Source organism: Streptacidiphilus anmyonensis (assembly GCF_000787855.1).
Classification (GTDB): Bacteria; Actinomycetota; Actinomycetes; order Streptomycetales; family Streptomycetaceae; genus Streptacidiphilus; species Streptacidiphilus anmyonensis.
This window is the reverse complement of record NZ_BBPQ01000050.1, coordinates 23,656-41,233: the sequence shown is the minus strand read 5'-3', so window position 1 is coordinate 41,233 and position 17,578 is coordinate 23,656. Positions and strand designations below refer to the sequence as shown.

Below are 17,578 nucleotides of genomic sequence, written 5' to 3'. Positions count from 1 at the left end.
GGGGGGGGGGGGGGCGGGTGGGGGGGGGGGGAGCCGCTGGACGGCGCCGCGGGCGAGGCGGCGCGGCTGCTGCGCGAGCCCGGCGCGGTGGTGCTGGTCGGCGAGCGGCTGGCGGGTTCGCCCGGCGGCTACAGCGCGGCGCTGCGGCTGGCCCGGCTGGCGGGCGCGCGGTTGGCGTGGATCCCGCGGCGTGCCGGCGAGCGCGGGGCGGTCGAGGTCGGCGCGCTGCCGAACCTGCTGCCCGGCGGCCGTCCGGCCACCGACCCGGAGGCGCGCCGGCAGACGGCGACGGCCTGGGGTCTGGCGGAGCTGCCCTCCCGCTTCGGCCGCGACACCGCCGGCATCATCACGGCCGCCGCGAGCGGCGAGCTGGACGCGCTGCTGGTCGGCGGCGTCGAGATCGACGACCTGCCGGACCCGGCCGCGGCCGACGAGGCGCTGGCGCGGGCCGCTTTCGTGGTCAGCCTGGAACTGCGGCCGAGCAAGGTCACCGCACGGGCGGACGTGGTGCTGCCGGTCGCGGCGGTCGCCGAGAAGGCGGGCACCTTCCTGGACTGGGAGGGCCGGGTCCGCTCCTTCGAGCCGGCGCTCAAGCCCGACCAGATGACGCAGCGCCACCTGAACGACGACCTGCGGGTGCTGCACATGCTGGCCGACGCCATGGACAGGCACCTGGGCCTGCCGGACGTGATCGCGGCCCGCCGTGAGCTGGACGCCTTCGGGCCCTGGCGCGGCGAACGCGCGGACGCGCCGATCGAGCTGGCCCACCCGCTGCCGCGCCCGAGTGCGGGCGAGGCGGTGCTGGCCGGCTGGCGGCAACTGCTCGACAACGGTGTGCTCCAGCAGGGCGACGAGGCGCTGGCCGGCACCCGGCACCCGGCCGTGGCCCGGCTGTCGCCCGCGACCGCGGCCGAGGTCGGCGTCGCCGACGGCGCGCCGCTCACCGTGACCGGTCCGGCGGGCGTCGTCACGCTGCCGCTGGCGATCACGCCGGAACTGCCGGACCGGGTGGTCTGGCTGCCGCTCAACTCGTCCCCGGGCGGGGCGGCGCGGTCGCTCGGCGCGGTGCCGGGCCGGATCGTGGCGCTGGCCTCCACCACTGACGAGAAGCCTGACATGGAGGAGCAGCGGTGATGCATCCTGCGGTGCTGCTCGCGGCCGAGGACCTCTCCTTCTTCGGACGCGACCCCTGGTGGCTGGTGCTGCTGAAGGCGGTGTTCGTCTTCGCGTTCCTGGTGGTGACGGTGCTGGTCGCCATCGTCTGGGAGCGCAAGGTCGTCGCCTGGATGCAGCTGCGCATCGGCCCCAACCGGCACGGCCCGTGGGGCCTGCTGCAGAGCCTCGCGGACGGCGTGAAGCTGGCGCTGAAGGAGGACCTGGTCGTCACGGCGGCCGACAAGGTGGTCTTCGTCCTGGCTCCGGTCATCTCCGCGATCCCCGCCTTCATGGCCTTCGCGGTGATCCCCTTCGGCCCGGCGGACCACCAGATCTCCATCTTCGGCACCCGGACCACGATGCAGCTGACCGACCTGCCGGTCGGCATCCTGTTCATCCTGGCCACGGCCTCGATCGGGATCTACGGCATCGTGCTGGCCGGCTGGGCGTCCGGCTCGACCTACCCGCTGCTCGGCGGGCTGCGGTCGGCGGCGCAGATGGTCTCCTACGAGATCGCGATGGGCCTGAGCTTCGCGGCGGTCTTCCTCTACTCCGGCTCGATGTCGACGTCCGCGATCGTGGACGCGCAGACGCACACCTGGTTCGCGGTGCTGCTGCCGGTGAGCTTCCTGGTGTACCTGGTGTCGATGGTCGGCGAGACCAACCGCGCGCCGTTCGACCTCCCGGAGGCCGAGGGCGAGCTGGTCGGCGGCTTCAACACCGAGTACTCCTCACTGAAGTTCGCGATGTTCATGCTGGCCGAGTACATCAACATGGTCACCGTCTCGGCCGTGGCCAGCGTGATGTTCCTGGGCGGCTGGCGGGCCCCGTGGCCGATCAGCGCGTTCTGGGCGGGAGCCAACCACGGCTGGTGGCCGATGCTCTGGCTGATCATCAAGATCCAGCTGCTGCTCTTCGTCTTCATCTGGCTGCGCGGCACGCTTCCCCGACTGCGCTACGACCAGTTCATGAAGCTGGGCTGGAAGGTACTGATCCCGGTCTCGCTGGTGTGGCTGCTGCTGGTGGCCACCGTCCGGGCGCTGCGCAACCAGGGCCACAACTTCGGCGACGTGGTGCTGTACGTGGCGGGCGGCGTGGTCGCGCTGGTACTGCTCTCGGTCCTGTTCGACATGCTGCGGCCGAAGAAGCAGGAGCCCGCCGAGGCGGGCTCCGGCCAGGAGCCGTTCGACCCGATGGCGGGCGGCTTCCCCGTGCCGCCGATGCCGGGACAACAGCTCCCCGCCGTGCCGCGGCGCCCGTCGCGGGCCCCGGCCGAGTCCACCACTGTTCCTGCACTGAAGGGAGACGACGGTGCCTACTGAGAACCAGCCTGCTGAGAACCACGGGTCATGGGGTCTCGGACCCGCCGCGGGCTTCGGCGTGACCTTCAAGGCCATGTTCAAGAAGCGCCTGACCGAGCAGTACCCCGAGTACAAGAAGCCCACCGCGCCGCGCTTCCACGGCCGGCACCAGCTCAACCGCCACCCGGACGGGCTGGAGAAGTGCGTCGGCTGCGAGCTGTGCGCGTGGGCGTGCCCGGCGGACGCCATCTACGTGGAGGGCGCGGACAACACCGACGAGGAGCGCTACTCGCCGGGCGAGCGGTACGGGCGGGTCTACCAGATCAACTACGCCCGCTGCATCCTCTGCGGTCTGTGCATCGAGGCCTGCCCGACGCGGGCGCTCACGATGACCAACGAGTACGAACTGGCCGACAGTTCCCGCGAGTCGCTGATCTTCACCAAGGAGCAGCTGCTCTCCGGGCTCACCGAGGGCATGGTCGACACCCCGCACGCCATCTACCCGGGCACCGACGAGGGCGACTACTACCGCGGCCAGGTCACCGAGGCCGCGCCGGGCACGGAGCGTCAGGTGGCGGTCAGCAAGGGGGAGGTGGCCTCGTGACCTCCACCGGTGAGGCCGTCCAGTTCTGGGTGCTGGCGGTGGTCGCGGTCGGCGGGGCGCTGGGCATGGTGCTGTGCCGCAAGGCGGTCCACTCGGCGCTCTGCCTGGCGGGCACGATGATCGCGTTGGCGGTCTGCTACATGGCCGAGGGCGCGGTCTTCCTCGGCATCGTGCAGATCGTCGTCTACACCGGCGCGATCATGATGCTCTTCCTCTTCGTGGTCATGCTGGTGGGCGTCTCCTCGGCCGACTCGGTCAAGGAGGTGCTGAAGGGCCAGCGGGTCGCCGCGGTGCTCGGCGGGCTCGGCATGGGCGTGCTGCTCTGCGCCGGGATCGCCAACGCGCACCTGCGCGACTTCACCGGCGTCGGCGCGGCGAACCAGGCCAGCGGTGGCAACGTGCCGGGCCTGGCCCGGCTGATCTTCACGCAGTACGTGTGGGCCTTCGAGGTCACCGGCGCGCTGCTGATCACCGCCGCGGTCGGCGCGATGGTGCTGACGCACCGCGACGCCACCGAGGTCAAGCAGACCCAGCGCGAGCTGGCCGAGCAGCGGGTCCGTCTGGGCACGCAGGTCACGCCGCTGCCGGCGCCCGGCGTCTACGCCCGCCACAACGCGGTCGACGCGCCCGGTCTGCTGCCGGACGGAACCCCGGCCGAGATCAGCGTCAACCCGACGCTGCGCCAGCGCGGCCAGATGCGGCAGCTCGGCAGCGACGTGCTGCGCCGCATGGGCGAGCTGGAGTCCGGCGCCGCGCACTGGCTCGGGCGGAAGACCCCGAAGCCGCGCAGCGGCAGCGAGCTGTCGCACGTCGAGCAGTCGGGTGGGACCGGATCCGAGAAGCAGCGGGAGGTGGAGTCGAAGTGAACCCCGTCAACTACCTGTATCTGGCCTCCCTGCTGTTCACCATCGGCGCCGTCGGCGTGCTGGTGCGGCGCAACGCGATCGTGCTGTTCATGTGCGTGGAGCTGATGCTCAACGCCTGCAACCTGGCCCTGGTCACCTTCTCCCGGCTGCACGGCAACCTGGACGGGCAGATCATCGCCTTCTTCACCATGGTGGTCGCGGCGGCCGAGGTGGTCGTCGGTCTGGCGATCATCGTGAGCGTCTTCCGCACCCGTCACTCGGCCTCGGTCGACGACACCAACCTCATGAAGCTGTAGCGGCGGAGGCTGACGAGAAGTGGACAATCTCATCCCCGTACTGGTTGCGGTTCCGCTGCTGGGAGCGGCGTTGCTGCTCTGCGGCGGCCGCCGCCTGGACCGCGTCGGGCACTGGCTCGGCACGCTCCTCGCCTTCGCCTCCTTCGGCGTCGGGCTCGCCCTGTTCTTCTCGATGCTGGGCCGCTCGACCGCCGACCGGCCGGTCCATCTGAACCTGTACACGTGGATCCCGGTGAACGGCTTCCAGGCCGAGGTCGGGTTCCAGCTGGACCAGCTGTCGATGACCTTCGTGCTGCTGATCACGGGCGTCGGCTCGCTGATCCACCTGTACTCGATCGGGTACATGGCGCACGACGAGAAGCGCCGTAGGTTCTTCGGCTTTCTGAACCTCTTCCTGGCGGCCATGCTGCTGCTGGTGCTGGCCGACAACTACCTGCTGCTGTACGTCGGCTGGGAGGGCGTCGGTCTCGCCTCCTACCTGCTGATCGGCTTCTGGCAGCACAAGCCCAGCGCGGCCACGGCGGCCAAGAAGGCGTTCCTGGTCAACCGCGTCGGCGACGTCGGCCTGTCCATCGCGGTCATGCTGATGTTCACCACCTTCGGGACCTTCGCCTTCACGCCCGTCTTCGCGGACGCGCCGAAGGCGACGCAGGCGACGCTGACCGGCATCGGGCTGATGCTGCTGCTGGCGGCCTGCGGCAAGTCGGCGCAGGTGCCGCTGCAGTCCTGGCTCGGTGACGCGATGGAGGGCCCGACCCCGGTCTCGGCCCTGATCCACGCCGCGACGATGGTCACCGCCGGCGTCTACCTGATCACCCGCTCCTCGGCCATCTTCAACCTGGCGCCCGCGGCCCAGCTGGCGACGGTGGTGGTCGGCGCGGTCACGCTGCTCTTCGGTGCGATCGTCGGTTGCGCCAAGGACGACATCAAGAAGGCGCTGGCCGGTTCGACGATGTCGCAGATCGGCTACATGGTGCTGGCGGCGGGCCTGGGCCCGATCGGCTACGTCTTCGCGATCATGCACCTGGTCACCCACGGCTTCTTCAAGGCGGGGCTCTTCCTCGGCGCCGGTTCGGTCATGCACGGCATGAACGACGAGGTCGACATGCGGAAGTACGGCGGATTGCGGAAGTACATGCCGCTGACCTTCGTGACCTTCGGGCTCGGCTACCTGGCCATCATCGGCTTCCCGGGACTGTCCGGCTTCTTCTCCAAGGACAAGATCATCGAGGCGGCCTTCGGCCACGGCGGGACGGAGGGCTGGATCCTCGGCACCTGCACGCTGGTCGGTGCGGCCGTGACCGCCTTCTACATGACCCGCGTCATGCTGATGACCTTCTTCGGCGAGAAGCGCTGGGTTCCTGACGCGGACGGCCACGAGCCGCACCCGCACGAGTCCCCGGCCGTCATGGGCGCCCCGATGGTGATCCTCGCCTTCGGCTCGGTCTTCCTCGGCGGTCTGTTCAGCATCAACTCCTCGTTCGTCCACTGGCTGAGCCCGGTGACGGGGTACCAGGAGGGCCACTCGCCGCTGAGCACCACGACTGTGACCGCGTGCACGACGGTCGTGCTGCTGCTCGGTGTCGGCGTCGCCTGGATGATGTACGGCCGCAAGCCTGTCCCGGCCGTGCCGCCGCTCGGCTCGCTGCTCACCCGGGCCGCCCGCCGGGACCTGCTGCAGGACGACTTCAACCACGTCGTCCTGGTCAGCGGCGGCTCGCACCTGACCCGCTTCCTGGTCTACCTCGAGGGCAAGGGCCTGGACGGACTGGTCAACGGCATCGCCGCGCTGATCGGCGGGACCTCCGGCCGGGTGCGCAAGGTCCAGAACGGTTATGTCCGCTCCTACGCCCTGTCGATGTTCGGCGGCGCGCTGGTGCTGGCCGCCACCACGCTCCTGATGAGGGCCGTCTGATGAGTTTTCCGATTCTGACAGTCGCCGCCGCGCTGCCGGCCGTCGGCGCGGTCCTCACGGCCGCGCTGCCGCCGGCCACCAACGCCCGCAGCCGCGACCGCAACAAGGTCGTCCCGCTGCTCTTCTCGCTCGGGACGCTCGTCCTGGCCTGCGTCGTCGCCGCGCGGTACCAGCCGCACGGGGCGCGCTACCAGATGACCGAGAACCACAGCTGGATCCCGCAGTTCGGCATCAGCTACAGCCTGGGCGTCGACGGCCTCGGGGTCGTGCTGATCCTGCTGACGGGCGTGCTGGTGCCGTTCGTCATGCTGGCCTCCTGGCACGACGCCGACCCGGTCGTGGACGACTCGGGGACCTTCGAGCGCAACCGCCGCACCCAGGGCTTCTTCGCCCTGATCCTGGCGGTCGAGGCGATGGTGGTGATCGCCTTCGAGGCCACCGACGTCTTCCTCTTCTACGTCTTCTTCGAAGCCATGCTGATCCCGATGTACTTCCTCATCGGCGGCTTCGGGGACCGGACCAAGGGCGAGGACGCGAAGCAGCGCAGCTACGCGGCCGTCAAGTTCCTGCTCTACAACCTGCTCGGCGGCCTGGTCATGCTGGCGGCGGTGATCGGCCTCTACACCATCACCCACACCTTCTCCCTGGTCTCCATCACCACCGCGCTGCAGAACGGCTCGCTGCACTTCTCCTCGACGGCGGAGAACGCCCTCTTCCTGGGCTTCATGTTCGCCTTCGCGGTGAAGGCGCCGCTGTGGCCGCTGCACACCTGGCTGCCGAACGCCATGGGCGAGGCCACGCCGGGCGTGGCGGTGCTGATCACGGCGGTGGTCGACAAGGTCGGCACCTTCGCGATGCTCCGCTTCTGCCTCCAGCTGTTCCCGCAGGCGAGCAAGACCTTCGCCCCGGCGATCCTGGTGCTGTCCGTCATCGGCATCCTCTACGGGGCGCTGCTGGCGGTGGGTCAGAAGGACATCAAGCGGTTGGTCGCCTACGCGTCGATCTCGCACTTCGGCTTCATCATCCTCGGCATCTTCGCGCTGACCAGCCAGGGCCAGTCGGGCGCGGAGCTGTACATGGTGAACCACGGCGTCTCGACGGCGGCCTGGCTGCTGGTGGCAGGCTTCCTGATGTCGCGTCGCGGCAGCAGGCTGATCGCCGACTACGGCGGGGTGCAGAAGGTCGCGCCGATCATGGCGGGCACCTTCCTGGTGGGTGGCCTGGCGATCCTGTCGCTGCCGGGGCTCGGCCCGTTCGTCAGCGAGTTCCTGGTCCTGGTCGGCACCTTCGAGCGCTACCCGGCGCTCGGCATCGTCGCCACGGCGGGCATCGTGCTGGCCGCCCTGTACGTGCTGGTGCTCTACCAGCGCACCATGACCGGCCCGGTCAAGCCCGGCAACGAGGGCGTGGGCGACCTGAAGGCCCGTGAGCTGGTCGTCGTGGCCCCGCTGATCGCGCTGCTGCTGGTGCTGGGCGTCTACCCGAAGCCGGTCGCCGACATCGTCAACCCGTCGGTGAACCAGACGCTCTCCCAGATGGGGCAGAGCGACCCGCCGCCGCATCTCACCAGTGCGCACATCAACGCTGCTACGACCACCACCGGAGGCGGCCAGTGACCTGCATGACGCTGGCGGCGGCGATTCCCCCGATCTCCGCGCCGCACATCGAGTACCTGCAGCTGTCGCCGATGCTGGCGGTCTTCGGCGCGGCGCTGGTCGGCATCCTCGCCGAGGCCTTCGTGCCGCGCCGGCACCGCTACGCGGCGCAGGTCGGCATCGCGCTGGCGGGGCTCGCGGCCTCGTTCGGCCTGATCCTCTACCTGGCTGTGGACGGCTACGCCACCAACAAGGCGGACCTCGCCGCGATGGGCGCGGTCGCCGTGGACGGGCCCTCGCTCTTCCTCCAGGGCGTGATCACGCTCGTGGCGGTCGTGGCGGTGCTTCAGTTCGCCGAGCGGCGGCTGGAGCCCCGGTCGGGGACGGGCGCGGCGGTCGACGCGTTCGCGCCGGAGGCCGCGGCGGTGCCCGGCAGCGACGCGGAGCGGCGGGCGGCGACGTCCGGTCACGCGACCACCGAGGTCTACCCGCTGACGATGTTCGCGGTGGGCGGCATGCTGCTCTTCCCGGCCGCCTCGGACCTGCTGACGATGTTCGTGGCGCTGGAGGTCTTCTCCCTCCCGCTCTACCTGCTGTGCGCGCTGGCGCGCCGCCGCAGGCTGCTGTCGCAGGAGGCGGCGGTCAAGTACTTCCTGCTCGGCGCGTTCTCGTCGGCGTTCTTCCTCTTCGGCCTGGCGCTGGTCTACGGCTACGCGGGCTCGGTGCAGCTGAGCCGGATCGCCGACGTGGTCGAGGGCAGGGCGACGATCACCCCGGCGCTGGCGCAGACCACCGGCAACGACGCGCTGCTGCTGATCGGCCTGGCCATGCTCGGCGTGGGCCTGCTGTTCAAGGTCGGCGCGGTCCCGTTCCACATGTGGACGCCGGACGTCTACCAGGGCGCGCCGACGCCTGTCACCGGCTTCATGGCCGCCGCCACCAAGGTGGCGGCGTTCGGGGCGATGCTGCGGCTGCTCTACGTCGCGTTCCCGGGCCTGTCCTGGGACTGGCGGCCGGTGCTGTGGGGCGTGGCGATCCTGACGATGGTCGCGGGCGCGGTCATCGCGGTGACCCAGACGGACGTGAAGCGCCTGCTGGCCTACTCGTCCGTGGCCCACGCCGGGTTCATCCTGACCGGTGTCATCGCGCTGGACCGCAGCGGCCTCGGTGCGGTGATGTTCTACCTGGCCGCGTACTCCTTCGTGACGCTCGGCGCCTTCGCCGTGGTCACCCTGGTGCGCGACGCGGACGGGGAGGCGACGCACCTGTCGCGCTGGGCCGGGCTCGGCCGCCGCTCGCCGCTGCTGGCGGCGGTCTTCGCGCTGTTCCTGCTGGCCTTCGCGGGCATCCCGCTGACGTCCGGCTTCACCGGGAAGTTCGCGGTGTTCCAGGCGGCCTCGGGCAGCGGCGCGACGGCGCTGGTCATCGTCGGTGTGCTGTCCTCGGCGGTGGCGGCGTTCTTCTACATCCGGGTCATCGTGGTGATGTTCTTCTCCGACCCGCGCGCCGACGGCCCGACCGTCGCCGTGCCGAGCCCGCTGACGGGCGCGGCGATCGGGCTCGGAGCGGTGGTCACCGTGGTCCTCGGCGTGGCGCCGGAGTACTTCCTGCATCTGGCGAACCAGGCGTCACTCTTCGTTCGGTGAACGGTCCTGGAACGTCGGAACAACCCTCGTGCGCGCCCGGCCCGCTGTGACAGTGGGCCGGGCGCGCTCGGTGATCGACAGTCGACCGGATACGCTGCCCTTGGTGGCTCTTACCAGCCACCCCCACCCGACCAGCGCAAGGAGTGTTCCCGGTGACCGTCGTGGGGCCCTTCGGGCTGAGCGTGCAGGACCAGGCACTGGAGACCGACGTCCGCCTCGGGCTCTCCGCCGTCGAACAGGCACTGGCCGAGGCGACCAAGAGCGACGTGCCGTTCATCACAGTCGGCGCACAGCATCTGCTGCACGCGGGCGGCAAGCGGTTCCGCCCGCTGCTGGCGATCCTCGCCGCCCAGTTCGGCGACGCGAACGCGCCGGGCGTGGTCCCGGCCTCGGTGGTGGTCGAGCTGACCCACCTGGCCACCCTCTACCACGACGACGTGATGGACGAGGCGTCCATGCGCCGCGGCGCGGTCAGCGCCAACGCCCGCTGGGACAACTCCGTCGCGATCCTCACGGGTGACTTCCTGTTCTCCCGCGCGTCGCAGATCCTGGCCGATCTCGGCCCGGAGGCGGTGCGGCTCCAGTCCCAGGCGTTCGAGCGCCTGGTCACCGGCCAGATCCTGGAGACGGCCGGTCCCGGTCCTGAGGACGACCCGGTCCGGCACTACCTGGACGTGCTCTCCGGCAAGACCGGCTCGCTGATCGCCGTCTCCTGCCGCCTGGGCGCGCTGCTGGCCGGGGCCGACGAATACGTCTGCGACATACTGACGCAGTACGGCGAGCGCATCGGCATCGCCTTCCAGCTGGCCGACGACGTGCTGGACATCGCCAGCGACAGCCAGGAGTCCGGCAAGACGCCCGGAACGGACCTGCGCGAGGGCGTGCCGACGCTGCCGGTGCTGCTGCTGCGCGCCTCCGAGCCGGACGAGTCCGTCCTGGGCGATCTGCGGCTGCGCGAGCTGACCGCCGGGCCGATCGAGGACGACGAGCTGCACGCCGAGGCGCTGCGCCTGCTGCGCGCGCACCCGGCGCTGGTGCTGGCCCGCGAGGAGACGCTGCGCTGGTCGGAGGAGGCCCGCGCGCTGCTGCGTCCGCTGCCGGACTGCTCGGCCAAGACGGCCCTGGAGGGCCTGTGCGACGCGGTCGCTCTGCGCACGATGTGATCGCTAGCATGTGAGCCATGCCGTTTGACTCCGCGCCGCTTGACTCCGTGCCGCTGCGTGTCGTGATCGCCGAGGATTCCGTGCTGCTGCGCGAGGGCCTGACGAGGCTGCTGACCGACCGCGGCCTCGCGGTCGTCGGCGCGGTGGAGGACGGCGCGGCGCTGCTGGCGCTGGTCGACGAGCTGGCCGCGTCCCCTTCGGGCGCGCCGGACGTGGTGGTGGCGGACGTGCGGATGCCGCCGACCCACACCGACGAGGGCGTGCGGGCCTGCATAGCCCTGCGGGAGCGGCATCCGGGCGTCGGCACACTGGTGCTGTCGCAGTACGTGGAGGAGCGCTACGCCTCGGAGCTGCTGGCGGGGTCGACGCGCGGCGTCGGCTACCTGCTCAAGGACCGGGTGGCGGAGGTGCGCGAGTTCGTGGACGCGGTCGCCCGCGTCGCCGCGGGCGGCACCGCGCTCGACCCGGAGGTGGTGGCGCAGCTGCTCGGCCGCAGCCGCAAGCGGGACGTGCTGGCCGACCTGACGCCGCGCGAGCGGGAGGTCCTGAGCCTGATGGCGGAGGGCCGCAGCAACGCGGCCGTGGCCCGTCAGCTGGTGGTCTCCGACGGGGCCGTGGAGAAGCACGTCAGCAACATCTTCTCGAAGCTGGGCCTGGGCCAGAGCCCGCAGGACCACCGCCGGGTGCTGGCTGTGCTGACCTATCTCAATTCCTGATTGACCGTCAGATATCGTGTCCTCGGGATCCACCGCCAGGCACCTTGACGGGCATAGGATCTTTTACGCGGAGCACACCATCGGTGACGAGGGAGGCCCACGTCGTGACCAGCAGGGTCGAGGAGACGGGTTCCACGTTCGACGAGTCCCATGATCCGGAGTCCGAGCCGGCCAATGGGGGCAAGCGGGTGCGGCGGCTCGACCGCGTCGTGATCCGCTTCGCCGGGGACTCCGGTGACGGTATGCAGCTGACCGGCGACCGTTTCACCTCCGAGACGGCCGGATTCGGGAACGACCTGTCGACGCTGCCGAACTTCCCGGCCGAGATCCGGGCCCCCGCAGGCACCCTGCCGGGCGTCTCCAGCTTCCAGCTGCACTTCGCCGACCACGACATCCTGACCCCGGGCGACGCCCCGGACGTGCTGGTCGCGATGAACCCCGCCGCCCTCAAGGCGAACCTCTCGGACCTGCCGCGCGGCGCGGAGATCATCGTCAACACCGACGAGTTCACCAAGCGCGCGCTGGCCAAGGTCGGCTGGCAGGCGGACCCGCTCGACGACGGGACGCTCCAGGAGTACCGGGTGCACCCGGTGGCGCTGACCACGCTGACGGTGGAGGCGCTGAAGGAGACCTCGCTCGCCCGCAAGGACGCCGAGCGGGCCAAGAACATGTTCGCGCTCGGGCTGCTGTCGTGGATGTACCACCGGCCGACCGAGGGCACCGAGACGTTCCTGCGGACGAAGTTCGCGAAGAAGCCGGAGATCGCCGAGGCCAACGTGCTGGCGTTCCGGGCGGGGTGGAACTACGGCGAGACCACCGAGTCGTTCGCCGTCTCCTACGAGGTGGCCCCTGCGTCGCGGGCCTTCGCGCCGGGCCGCTACCGCAACATCTCCGGCAACCTGGCGCTGGCCTACGGGCTGATCGCCGCCTCCAAGCAGTCCGGCCTGCCGCTCTTCCTGGGCTCGTACCCGATCACCCCGGCCTCCGACATCCTGCACGAGCTGTCCAAGCACAAGAACTTCGGCGTGCGGACCTTCCAGGCCGAGGACGAGATTGCCGGGATCGGCGCGGCGCTGGGCGCGGCCTTCGGCGGCGCGCTGGGCGTGACCACGACGTCGGGGCCGGGCATCGCGCTGAAGAGCGAGACGATCGGGCTCGCGGTCTCCCTGGAGCTGCCGCTGCTGGTCGTCGACATCCAGCGCGGCGGCCCGTCGACGGGCCTCCCGACCAAGACCGAGCAGGCGGACCTGCTCCAGGCGATGTTCGGGCGCAACGGCGAGGCGCCGGTGCCGATCGTGGCCCCCGCGTCGCCGGGGGAGTGCTTCACCATGGCGCTGGAGGCGGCGCGGATCGCCCTGGCCTACCGCACCCCGGTGTTCCTGCTCTCGGACGGGTACCTGGCCAACGGCAGCGAGCCGTGGCGGGTCCCGGAGCTCTCCGAGCTGCCGGACCTCAGTGTGGAGTTCGCGACCGAGCCGAACGCCCCCGACGGCTCGGGCGGCTTCTGGCCCTACCTGCGCGACCCGGAGACGCTGGCGCGGCCGTGGGCGGTGCCGGGCACGCCGGGCCTGGAGCACCGGATCGGCGGGATCGAGAAGCAGGACGGCACCGGCAACATCTCCTACGACCCGGCCAACCACGACCACATGGTCCGCACCCGCCAGGCCAAGGTCGACGGCGTCAGCGTGCCGGACCTGGCCGTGGACGACCCGGGCGGCGACGCGCGGCTGCTGGTGCTCGGCTGGGGCTCGACCTTCGGGCCGATCGCGGCCGGCGTGCGGCGCGCCCGCGCCGCGGGCGGCAAGGTCGCCCAGGCCCACCTGCGCTACCTCAACCCCTTCCCGGCCAACCTCGGCGAGGTGCTGGCGCGTTACGACAAGGTGCTGGTGCCGGAGATGAACCTCGGGCAGCTCGCGATGCTGCTGCGCGCCAGGTACCTGGTCGACGCCCGCTCGTTCACGCAGGTCAGCGGCATGCCGTTCAAGGCCGCCCAGCTGGCCGCCGTCATCTCGGAGGCGCTCGATGACTGACACGGCACCGAACGGCATCAAGGCGAACGGCGCGCTCAAGCTGACGGCGAAGGACTTCAAGTCCGACCAGGAGGTGCGCTGGTGCCCCGGCTGCGGGGACTACGCGATCCTCGCCGCGGTGCAGGGCTTCCTGCCGGAGCTGGGCATCCCCAGAGAGAAGATCGTCTTCATCTCCGGGATCGGCTGCTCCTCGCGCTTCCCGTACTACCTCAGCACCTACGGGATGCACTCCATCCACGGCCGCGCCCCCGCCATCGCCACCGGCCTCGCGTCCTCGCGGCCTGACCTGTCGGTATGGGTGATCACCGGTGACGGCGACGCGCTGTCCATCGGCGGCAACCACCTCATCCACGCGCTGCGCCGCAACGTGAACCTGAAGATCCTGCTGTTCAACAACCGGATCTACGGCCTCACCAAGGGCCAGTACTCGCCCACCAGCGAACCCGGCAAGATCACCAAGTCGACGCCGATGGGCTCCCTCGACGAGCCGTTCCGCCCGCTGTCGCTGGCGCTCGGCGCGGAGGCCGGCTTCGTCGCCCGCACCATCGACTCCGACCGCCAGCACCTGACCTCGGTGCTGCGCGCCGCGGCCCAGCACCAGGGCGCCGCGCTGGTGGAGATCTACCAGAACTGCAACATCTTCAACGACGGCGCCTTCGAGGTCCTGAAGGACCCGGCGACGCGGGACGCCGCCCTGCTGCGCTTGGAGCACGGCAAGCCGTACCGCCTCGCTCCTGACGGCGAGGAGATCGTCCACGACGTCACCGACCCGGACCCGACGCGCGCCTTCGCGCTGTCGCGGCTGACCGAACCGACCCCGATCGGGGTGCTGCGGGCGGTTCCGCGGCCCGCCTACGACCGGCAGTTGAACGCGCAGCTGGAGCAGGCCGTCGCGGAGCGTGGTGAGGGGGATCTGTCGGCGCTGCTCAGCGGTTCCGACACGTGGATGGTCCGGTGAGCCGCTGATGATCTTGGAATAGAAGGCATCGGCGTTAGAGAGCCGCTAAGATCCCGGCCGCCGTTAACAGATGTCCGATATGTCTTATCGGGCGGGAGTATGCATGTGAGGTCCACTCCCGCCCGGATCGGAATCCACCACCATGGCCGGCACCATCAGCCCCTCTGGCGAGGTCGAGCTCCCGGAGAGCCTCGGCTACCGAGTGAAGAAACGTTTGCTCGGTAAGCCCCTGGTCACCGAGCAGCTCAGCCACGAGAAGCTCTCGAACTCCGTCGCACTCGGCGTGCTGGCCTCGGACTGCATCTCGTCCATGGCGTACGGCTCCGAGCAGATGCTGGTGATCCTGATCCCCGCGATCGGCGTCGCCGCGTTCACCGCGCTGATCCCGCTGACCTTCGTGATCCTGGGCCTGCTGGTCCTGCTGACCTTCTCGTACCGCGAGGTCGTCTCGGTCTACACCCGGGCGGGCGGTTCGTACGTCGTCGCACGCGAGAACTTCGGCCCGCGCATCGCCCAGATCGCGGCCGTGGCGCTGCTGATCGACTACATCGTCACCGTGGCCGTCCAGGCGGCCGCCGGCACCGACGCGCTGGTCTCCCTCGGGCAGTTCCTGTGGGGCAACAACGCGTTCATATCCGGCGTCGCCGACCACAAGCTCTGGCTGACCGTCGTGGTCGTGCTGCTGCTGTGCTGGGGCAACCTGCGCGGCATCCGCGAGGCCGGCCGGGCCTTCGCCCTCCCCGCCTACCTGTTCATGGGCGCGATGGGCCTGCTGGTGATCGTCGGCTTCCTGCGCTTCCTCACCGGCGACCACACCCAGCTGAGCACCCACCAGCCGGGCATGTACACCCTCGGCACCGGCGAGCACGGCTTCTTCTACGGCGCGGCGCTGCTGACCATGCTGCGGGCCTTCGCCAACGGCGGGTCCTCGCTGACGGGCCTGGAGGCCATCTCCAACGGCGTCAGCGTCTTCCGCAACCCGCAGGGCAAGAACGCCCGCAAGACCATGGTCGTGATGTCCGCGGTGCTGGGCACCGGCGTCCTCGGCGTCTCGCTGCTGGCGCACATCACCCACGCGACGCCGTTCACGGCCGGCACCCCGACCGTCGTCTCGCAGGAGGCCAGCTGGGCCTTCGGCAGCAGCTGGTACGGCAACGCGGCGCTGGTCTTCGTGCAGCTCGCCACCGCGCTGATCCTCTACACCGGCGCCAACACCTCGTTCAACGGCTTCCCGTTCCTGGCCAGCTTCGTCGCCGAGGACTCGTTCCTGCCGCGGCAGCTGACCCGCCGCGGACACCGGCTGGCGTTCTCCAGCGGCATCATCGTGCTGACCGTCGTGTCGCTGCTGCTGCTGATCGTCACCGACAGCGACCTGACCCGCCTGGTCAGCCTCTACGCGATCGGCGTCTTCACCGGCTTCACCATGGCCGGCGCGGGCATGGTCAAGCACCACCTGGACCGCCGCGAGGGCAAGTGGAAGATCAAGGTCGCCGTCAACGGCGCGGCCGCGATCGCCTCCTTCGCGGTCGTCGGGATCTTCGCGGTCACCAAGTTCACCGAGGGCGCCTGGCTGGTCGTGGTGATCTTCCCGATCGGCGTCTGGTCGCTGATCAAGGTCAACAAGCGCTACCGCGAGGAGGCCGAGGCGTTGGCCATGGCCCCGGTCGACGCCACCAGCCCCACCCCGCGCCGCCAGGTGATGTACATCCTGGTCGACCGCGTCGACCTGGCCGTGCTCAAGGCGATCCGCTACGCCCGCTCGATGCGCCCGGCCGAGATCCGCGCGGTGCACTTCATGACGGACGACCGCGAGGCCGACCGCCTGCGGCTGCAGTGGAGCAACGTCGAGGTCGGCGACCTGTCGCTGGAGATCGTGGAGTGTCCGGACCGCCGGATCACCCGCGCCCTGGTCGAGCTGATCGCGCGCACCGCCAAGCGGGAGAAGAGCCAGATCACGCTGCTGATCCCGGAGCGCAACTACTCGCCGGTCCTGGGCCGCCTGCTGCACCGCCGCACGCCGGACCAGATCGCCCGCGCGGTCGGCAAGCTGCCGAACGTGGTCACCACCATCGTCCCGTTCGACGTGGTGAGCGCCCACGACGAGCTGGAGGACGCCGCGGCGTCCGGCATCAAGGTGGAGAAGCTGAACCACCTCGACCACACCATCGAGGGCTCGGACCACGCCGACGAGCAGCACTGAGCGCAGCTGACAGCAGCCGACGGCGGCTGAGAAGCGCGCCGAGCGCCCCCGCCCGACTTCCTGGGCGGGGGCGCTCTCGTCTACCGTCCTCGGGTGAGACGTCATGAGCAACGCACGGGTTTGTGGCTGGGCTTCGCCGCCTACGCGATGTGGGGGTTCTTCCCCCTGTACTGGCCGCTGCTGAAGCCGGCGGGCGCCTGGGAGATCCTGGCCGACCGGATGGTCTGGTCCCTGGCCACGACCGTCGCGGTGCTGGCCTTCCAGCGCGCCAGGCGCCCGGACGCGCTCTCCTGGATCCGCCCGCTGCTGCGGCAGCCGAAGCGCCTCGCGCTGATCGGCCTGGCTGCGGCGGTGATCAGCGTCAACTGGGGGATGTACATCTGGGGCGTCAACAGCGGCCATGTCGTGGAGACCTCGCTCGGCTACTTCATCAACCCGCTGGTGACCATCACCTTCGGCGTGCTGGTCCTGAAGGAGCGGCTGCGGCCCGCGCAGTGGGTCGCGGTGGCGACGGGCGCCGGGGCGGTGCTGGTGCTGACCCTCGGCTACGGCCAGTTGCCGTGGATCGCGCTGACGCTGGCGTTCTCCTTCGCCACCTACGGACTGCTGAAGAAGACGGTCGCGCTCGGCGGCCTGGAGGGCTTCGCGGTGGAGACCGCGTTCCTCTTTCTGCCGGCCCTCGGCTACCTGCTCTGGCTGTCCGCGAGCGGGCGGTCCACCTTCACCGGGCACGGGCCCGGCCACGCCGCGCTGCTGGCCCTGTGCGGGGTCGTGACGGCCGTCCCGCTGGTCGCCTTCGGCGCGGCCGCGGTCCGGGTGCCGCTGACCACCATGGGGCTGCTGCAGTACCTGGCGCCGGTCTTCCAGTTCCTGCTCGGCGTCGCCGTCTTCCACGAGCACATGCCGCCGGAGCGCTGGGCCGGCTTCGCCCTGGTCTGGGTGGCGCTGCTGGTCCTGACCGCGGACGGGCTACGTCAGGCGCGGAGGGGAGCTGACGCCGCGTCGGACGCGGAGCGCGACCCCTTGACAGCGGTGGGCCCCGGGGTTTCTGATATGCGCGATCCTGTTTGATTGCGTTCAGGGACGTCCGACTCTGTGTGAGGCGGTGGTCCTTCGCGGCGAGGGGAGCGAGG

At 70.5% G+C, this 17,578-nt stretch carries 13 protein-coding genes and 1 pseudogene; all 14 read left to right on the top strand.

What is annotated here, in order from left to right:
- A pseudogene (locus TR50_RS49265) lies at positions 1-1,134 on the top strand (molybdopterin-dependent oxidoreductase); the annotation flags it as partial.
- Entirely contained in the window at positions 1,134-2,477 is a 1,344-nt protein-coding gene (gene nuoH, locus TR50_RS30670; protein WP_042429608.1) for an NADH-quinone oxidoreductase subunit NuoH, read from the top strand. The pseudogene TR50_RS49265 and the gene nuoH, both read left to right, overlap by 1 nt.
- Positions 2,467-3,060: an NADH-quinone oxidoreductase subunit NuoI gene (gene nuoI, locus TR50_RS30665; protein WP_042429605.1), complete on the top strand. Its 594-nt coding sequence runs from the start codon at positions 2,467-2,469 to the stop codon at positions 3,058-3,060. The genes nuoH and nuoI overlap by 11 nt, the downstream gene beginning before the upstream one ends.
- Positions 3,057-3,926: an NADH-quinone oxidoreductase subunit J gene (locus TR50_RS30660; protein ID WP_042429602.1), complete on the top strand. Its 870-nt coding sequence runs from the start codon at positions 3,057-3,059 to the stop codon at positions 3,924-3,926. The genes nuoI and TR50_RS30660 overlap by 4 nt, the downstream gene beginning before the upstream one ends.
- Positions 3,923-4,222 (top strand): NADH-quinone oxidoreductase subunit NuoK, encoded by a 300-nt coding sequence (nuoK, locus tag TR50_RS30655; protein WP_042386330.1) that lies wholly within the window; start codon positions 3,923-3,925, stop codon positions 4,220-4,222. The genes TR50_RS30660 and nuoK overlap by 4 nt, the downstream gene beginning before the upstream one ends.
- A 19-nt stretch (positions 4,223-4,241) precedes the next feature.
- Positions 4,242-6,137 carry an NADH-quinone oxidoreductase subunit L gene (gene nuoL, locus TR50_RS30650; protein ID WP_042429600.1) on the top strand — a complete coding sequence of 632 codons (1,896 nt, stop codon included), beginning with the start codon at positions 4,242-4,244 and terminating at the stop codon, positions 6,135-6,137.
- Entirely contained in the window at positions 6,137-7,753 is a 1,617-nt protein-coding gene (locus TR50_RS30645) for an NADH-quinone oxidoreductase subunit M (RefSeq protein ID WP_042429597.1), read from the top strand. The genes nuoL and TR50_RS30645 overlap by 1 nt, the downstream gene beginning before the upstream one ends.
- 5 nt (positions 7,754-7,758) lie before the next feature.
- Positions 7,759-9,378, top strand: coding sequence for an NADH-quinone oxidoreductase subunit NuoN (gene nuoN, locus TR50_RS30640; RefSeq protein WP_042429661.1), 1,620 nt, complete (start codon positions 7,759-7,761; stop codon positions 9,376-9,378).
- Positions 9,379-9,530: 152 nt separating this feature from the next.
- Complete coding sequence (locus tag TR50_RS30635) at positions 9,531-10,541, top strand: polyprenyl synthetase family protein (protein WP_042429593.1); 1,011 nt, start codon at positions 9,531-9,533, stop codon at positions 10,539-10,541.
- A gap of 17 nt (positions 10,542-10,558) precedes the next feature.
- Positions 10,559-11,257, top strand: coding sequence for a LuxR C-terminal-related transcriptional regulator (locus TR50_RS30630; protein ID WP_042429591.1), 699 nt, complete (start codon positions 10,559-10,561; stop codon positions 11,255-11,257).
- 104 nt (positions 11,258-11,361) lie between these two features.
- A complete protein-coding gene (locus TR50_RS30625) occupies positions 11,362-13,287 on the top strand; it encodes a 2-oxoacid:acceptor oxidoreductase subunit alpha (RefSeq protein WP_042429588.1) in 1,926 nt (641 codons plus the stop codon).
- Positions 13,280-14,245: a 2-oxoacid:ferredoxin oxidoreductase subunit beta gene (locus TR50_RS30620; RefSeq protein WP_042429584.1), complete on the top strand. Its 966-nt coding sequence runs from the start codon at positions 13,280-13,282 to the stop codon at positions 14,243-14,245. The genes TR50_RS30625 and TR50_RS30620 overlap by 8 nt, the downstream gene beginning before the upstream one ends.
- A 142-nt stretch (positions 14,246-14,387) precedes the next feature.
- Positions 14,388-16,445 carry an APC family permease gene (locus tag TR50_RS30615; protein WP_042429581.1) on the top strand — a complete coding sequence of 686 codons (2,058 nt, stop codon included), beginning with the start codon at positions 14,388-14,390 and terminating at the stop codon, positions 16,443-16,445.
- 93 nt (positions 16,446-16,538) lie between these two features.
- On the top strand, positions 16,539-17,516 hold the full coding sequence (rarD, locus tag TR50_RS30610; protein ID WP_052441544.1) for an EamA family transporter RarD: 978 nt from the start codon (positions 16,539-16,541) through the stop codon (positions 17,514-17,516).
- Positions 17,517-17,578: the final 62 nt, after the last annotated feature.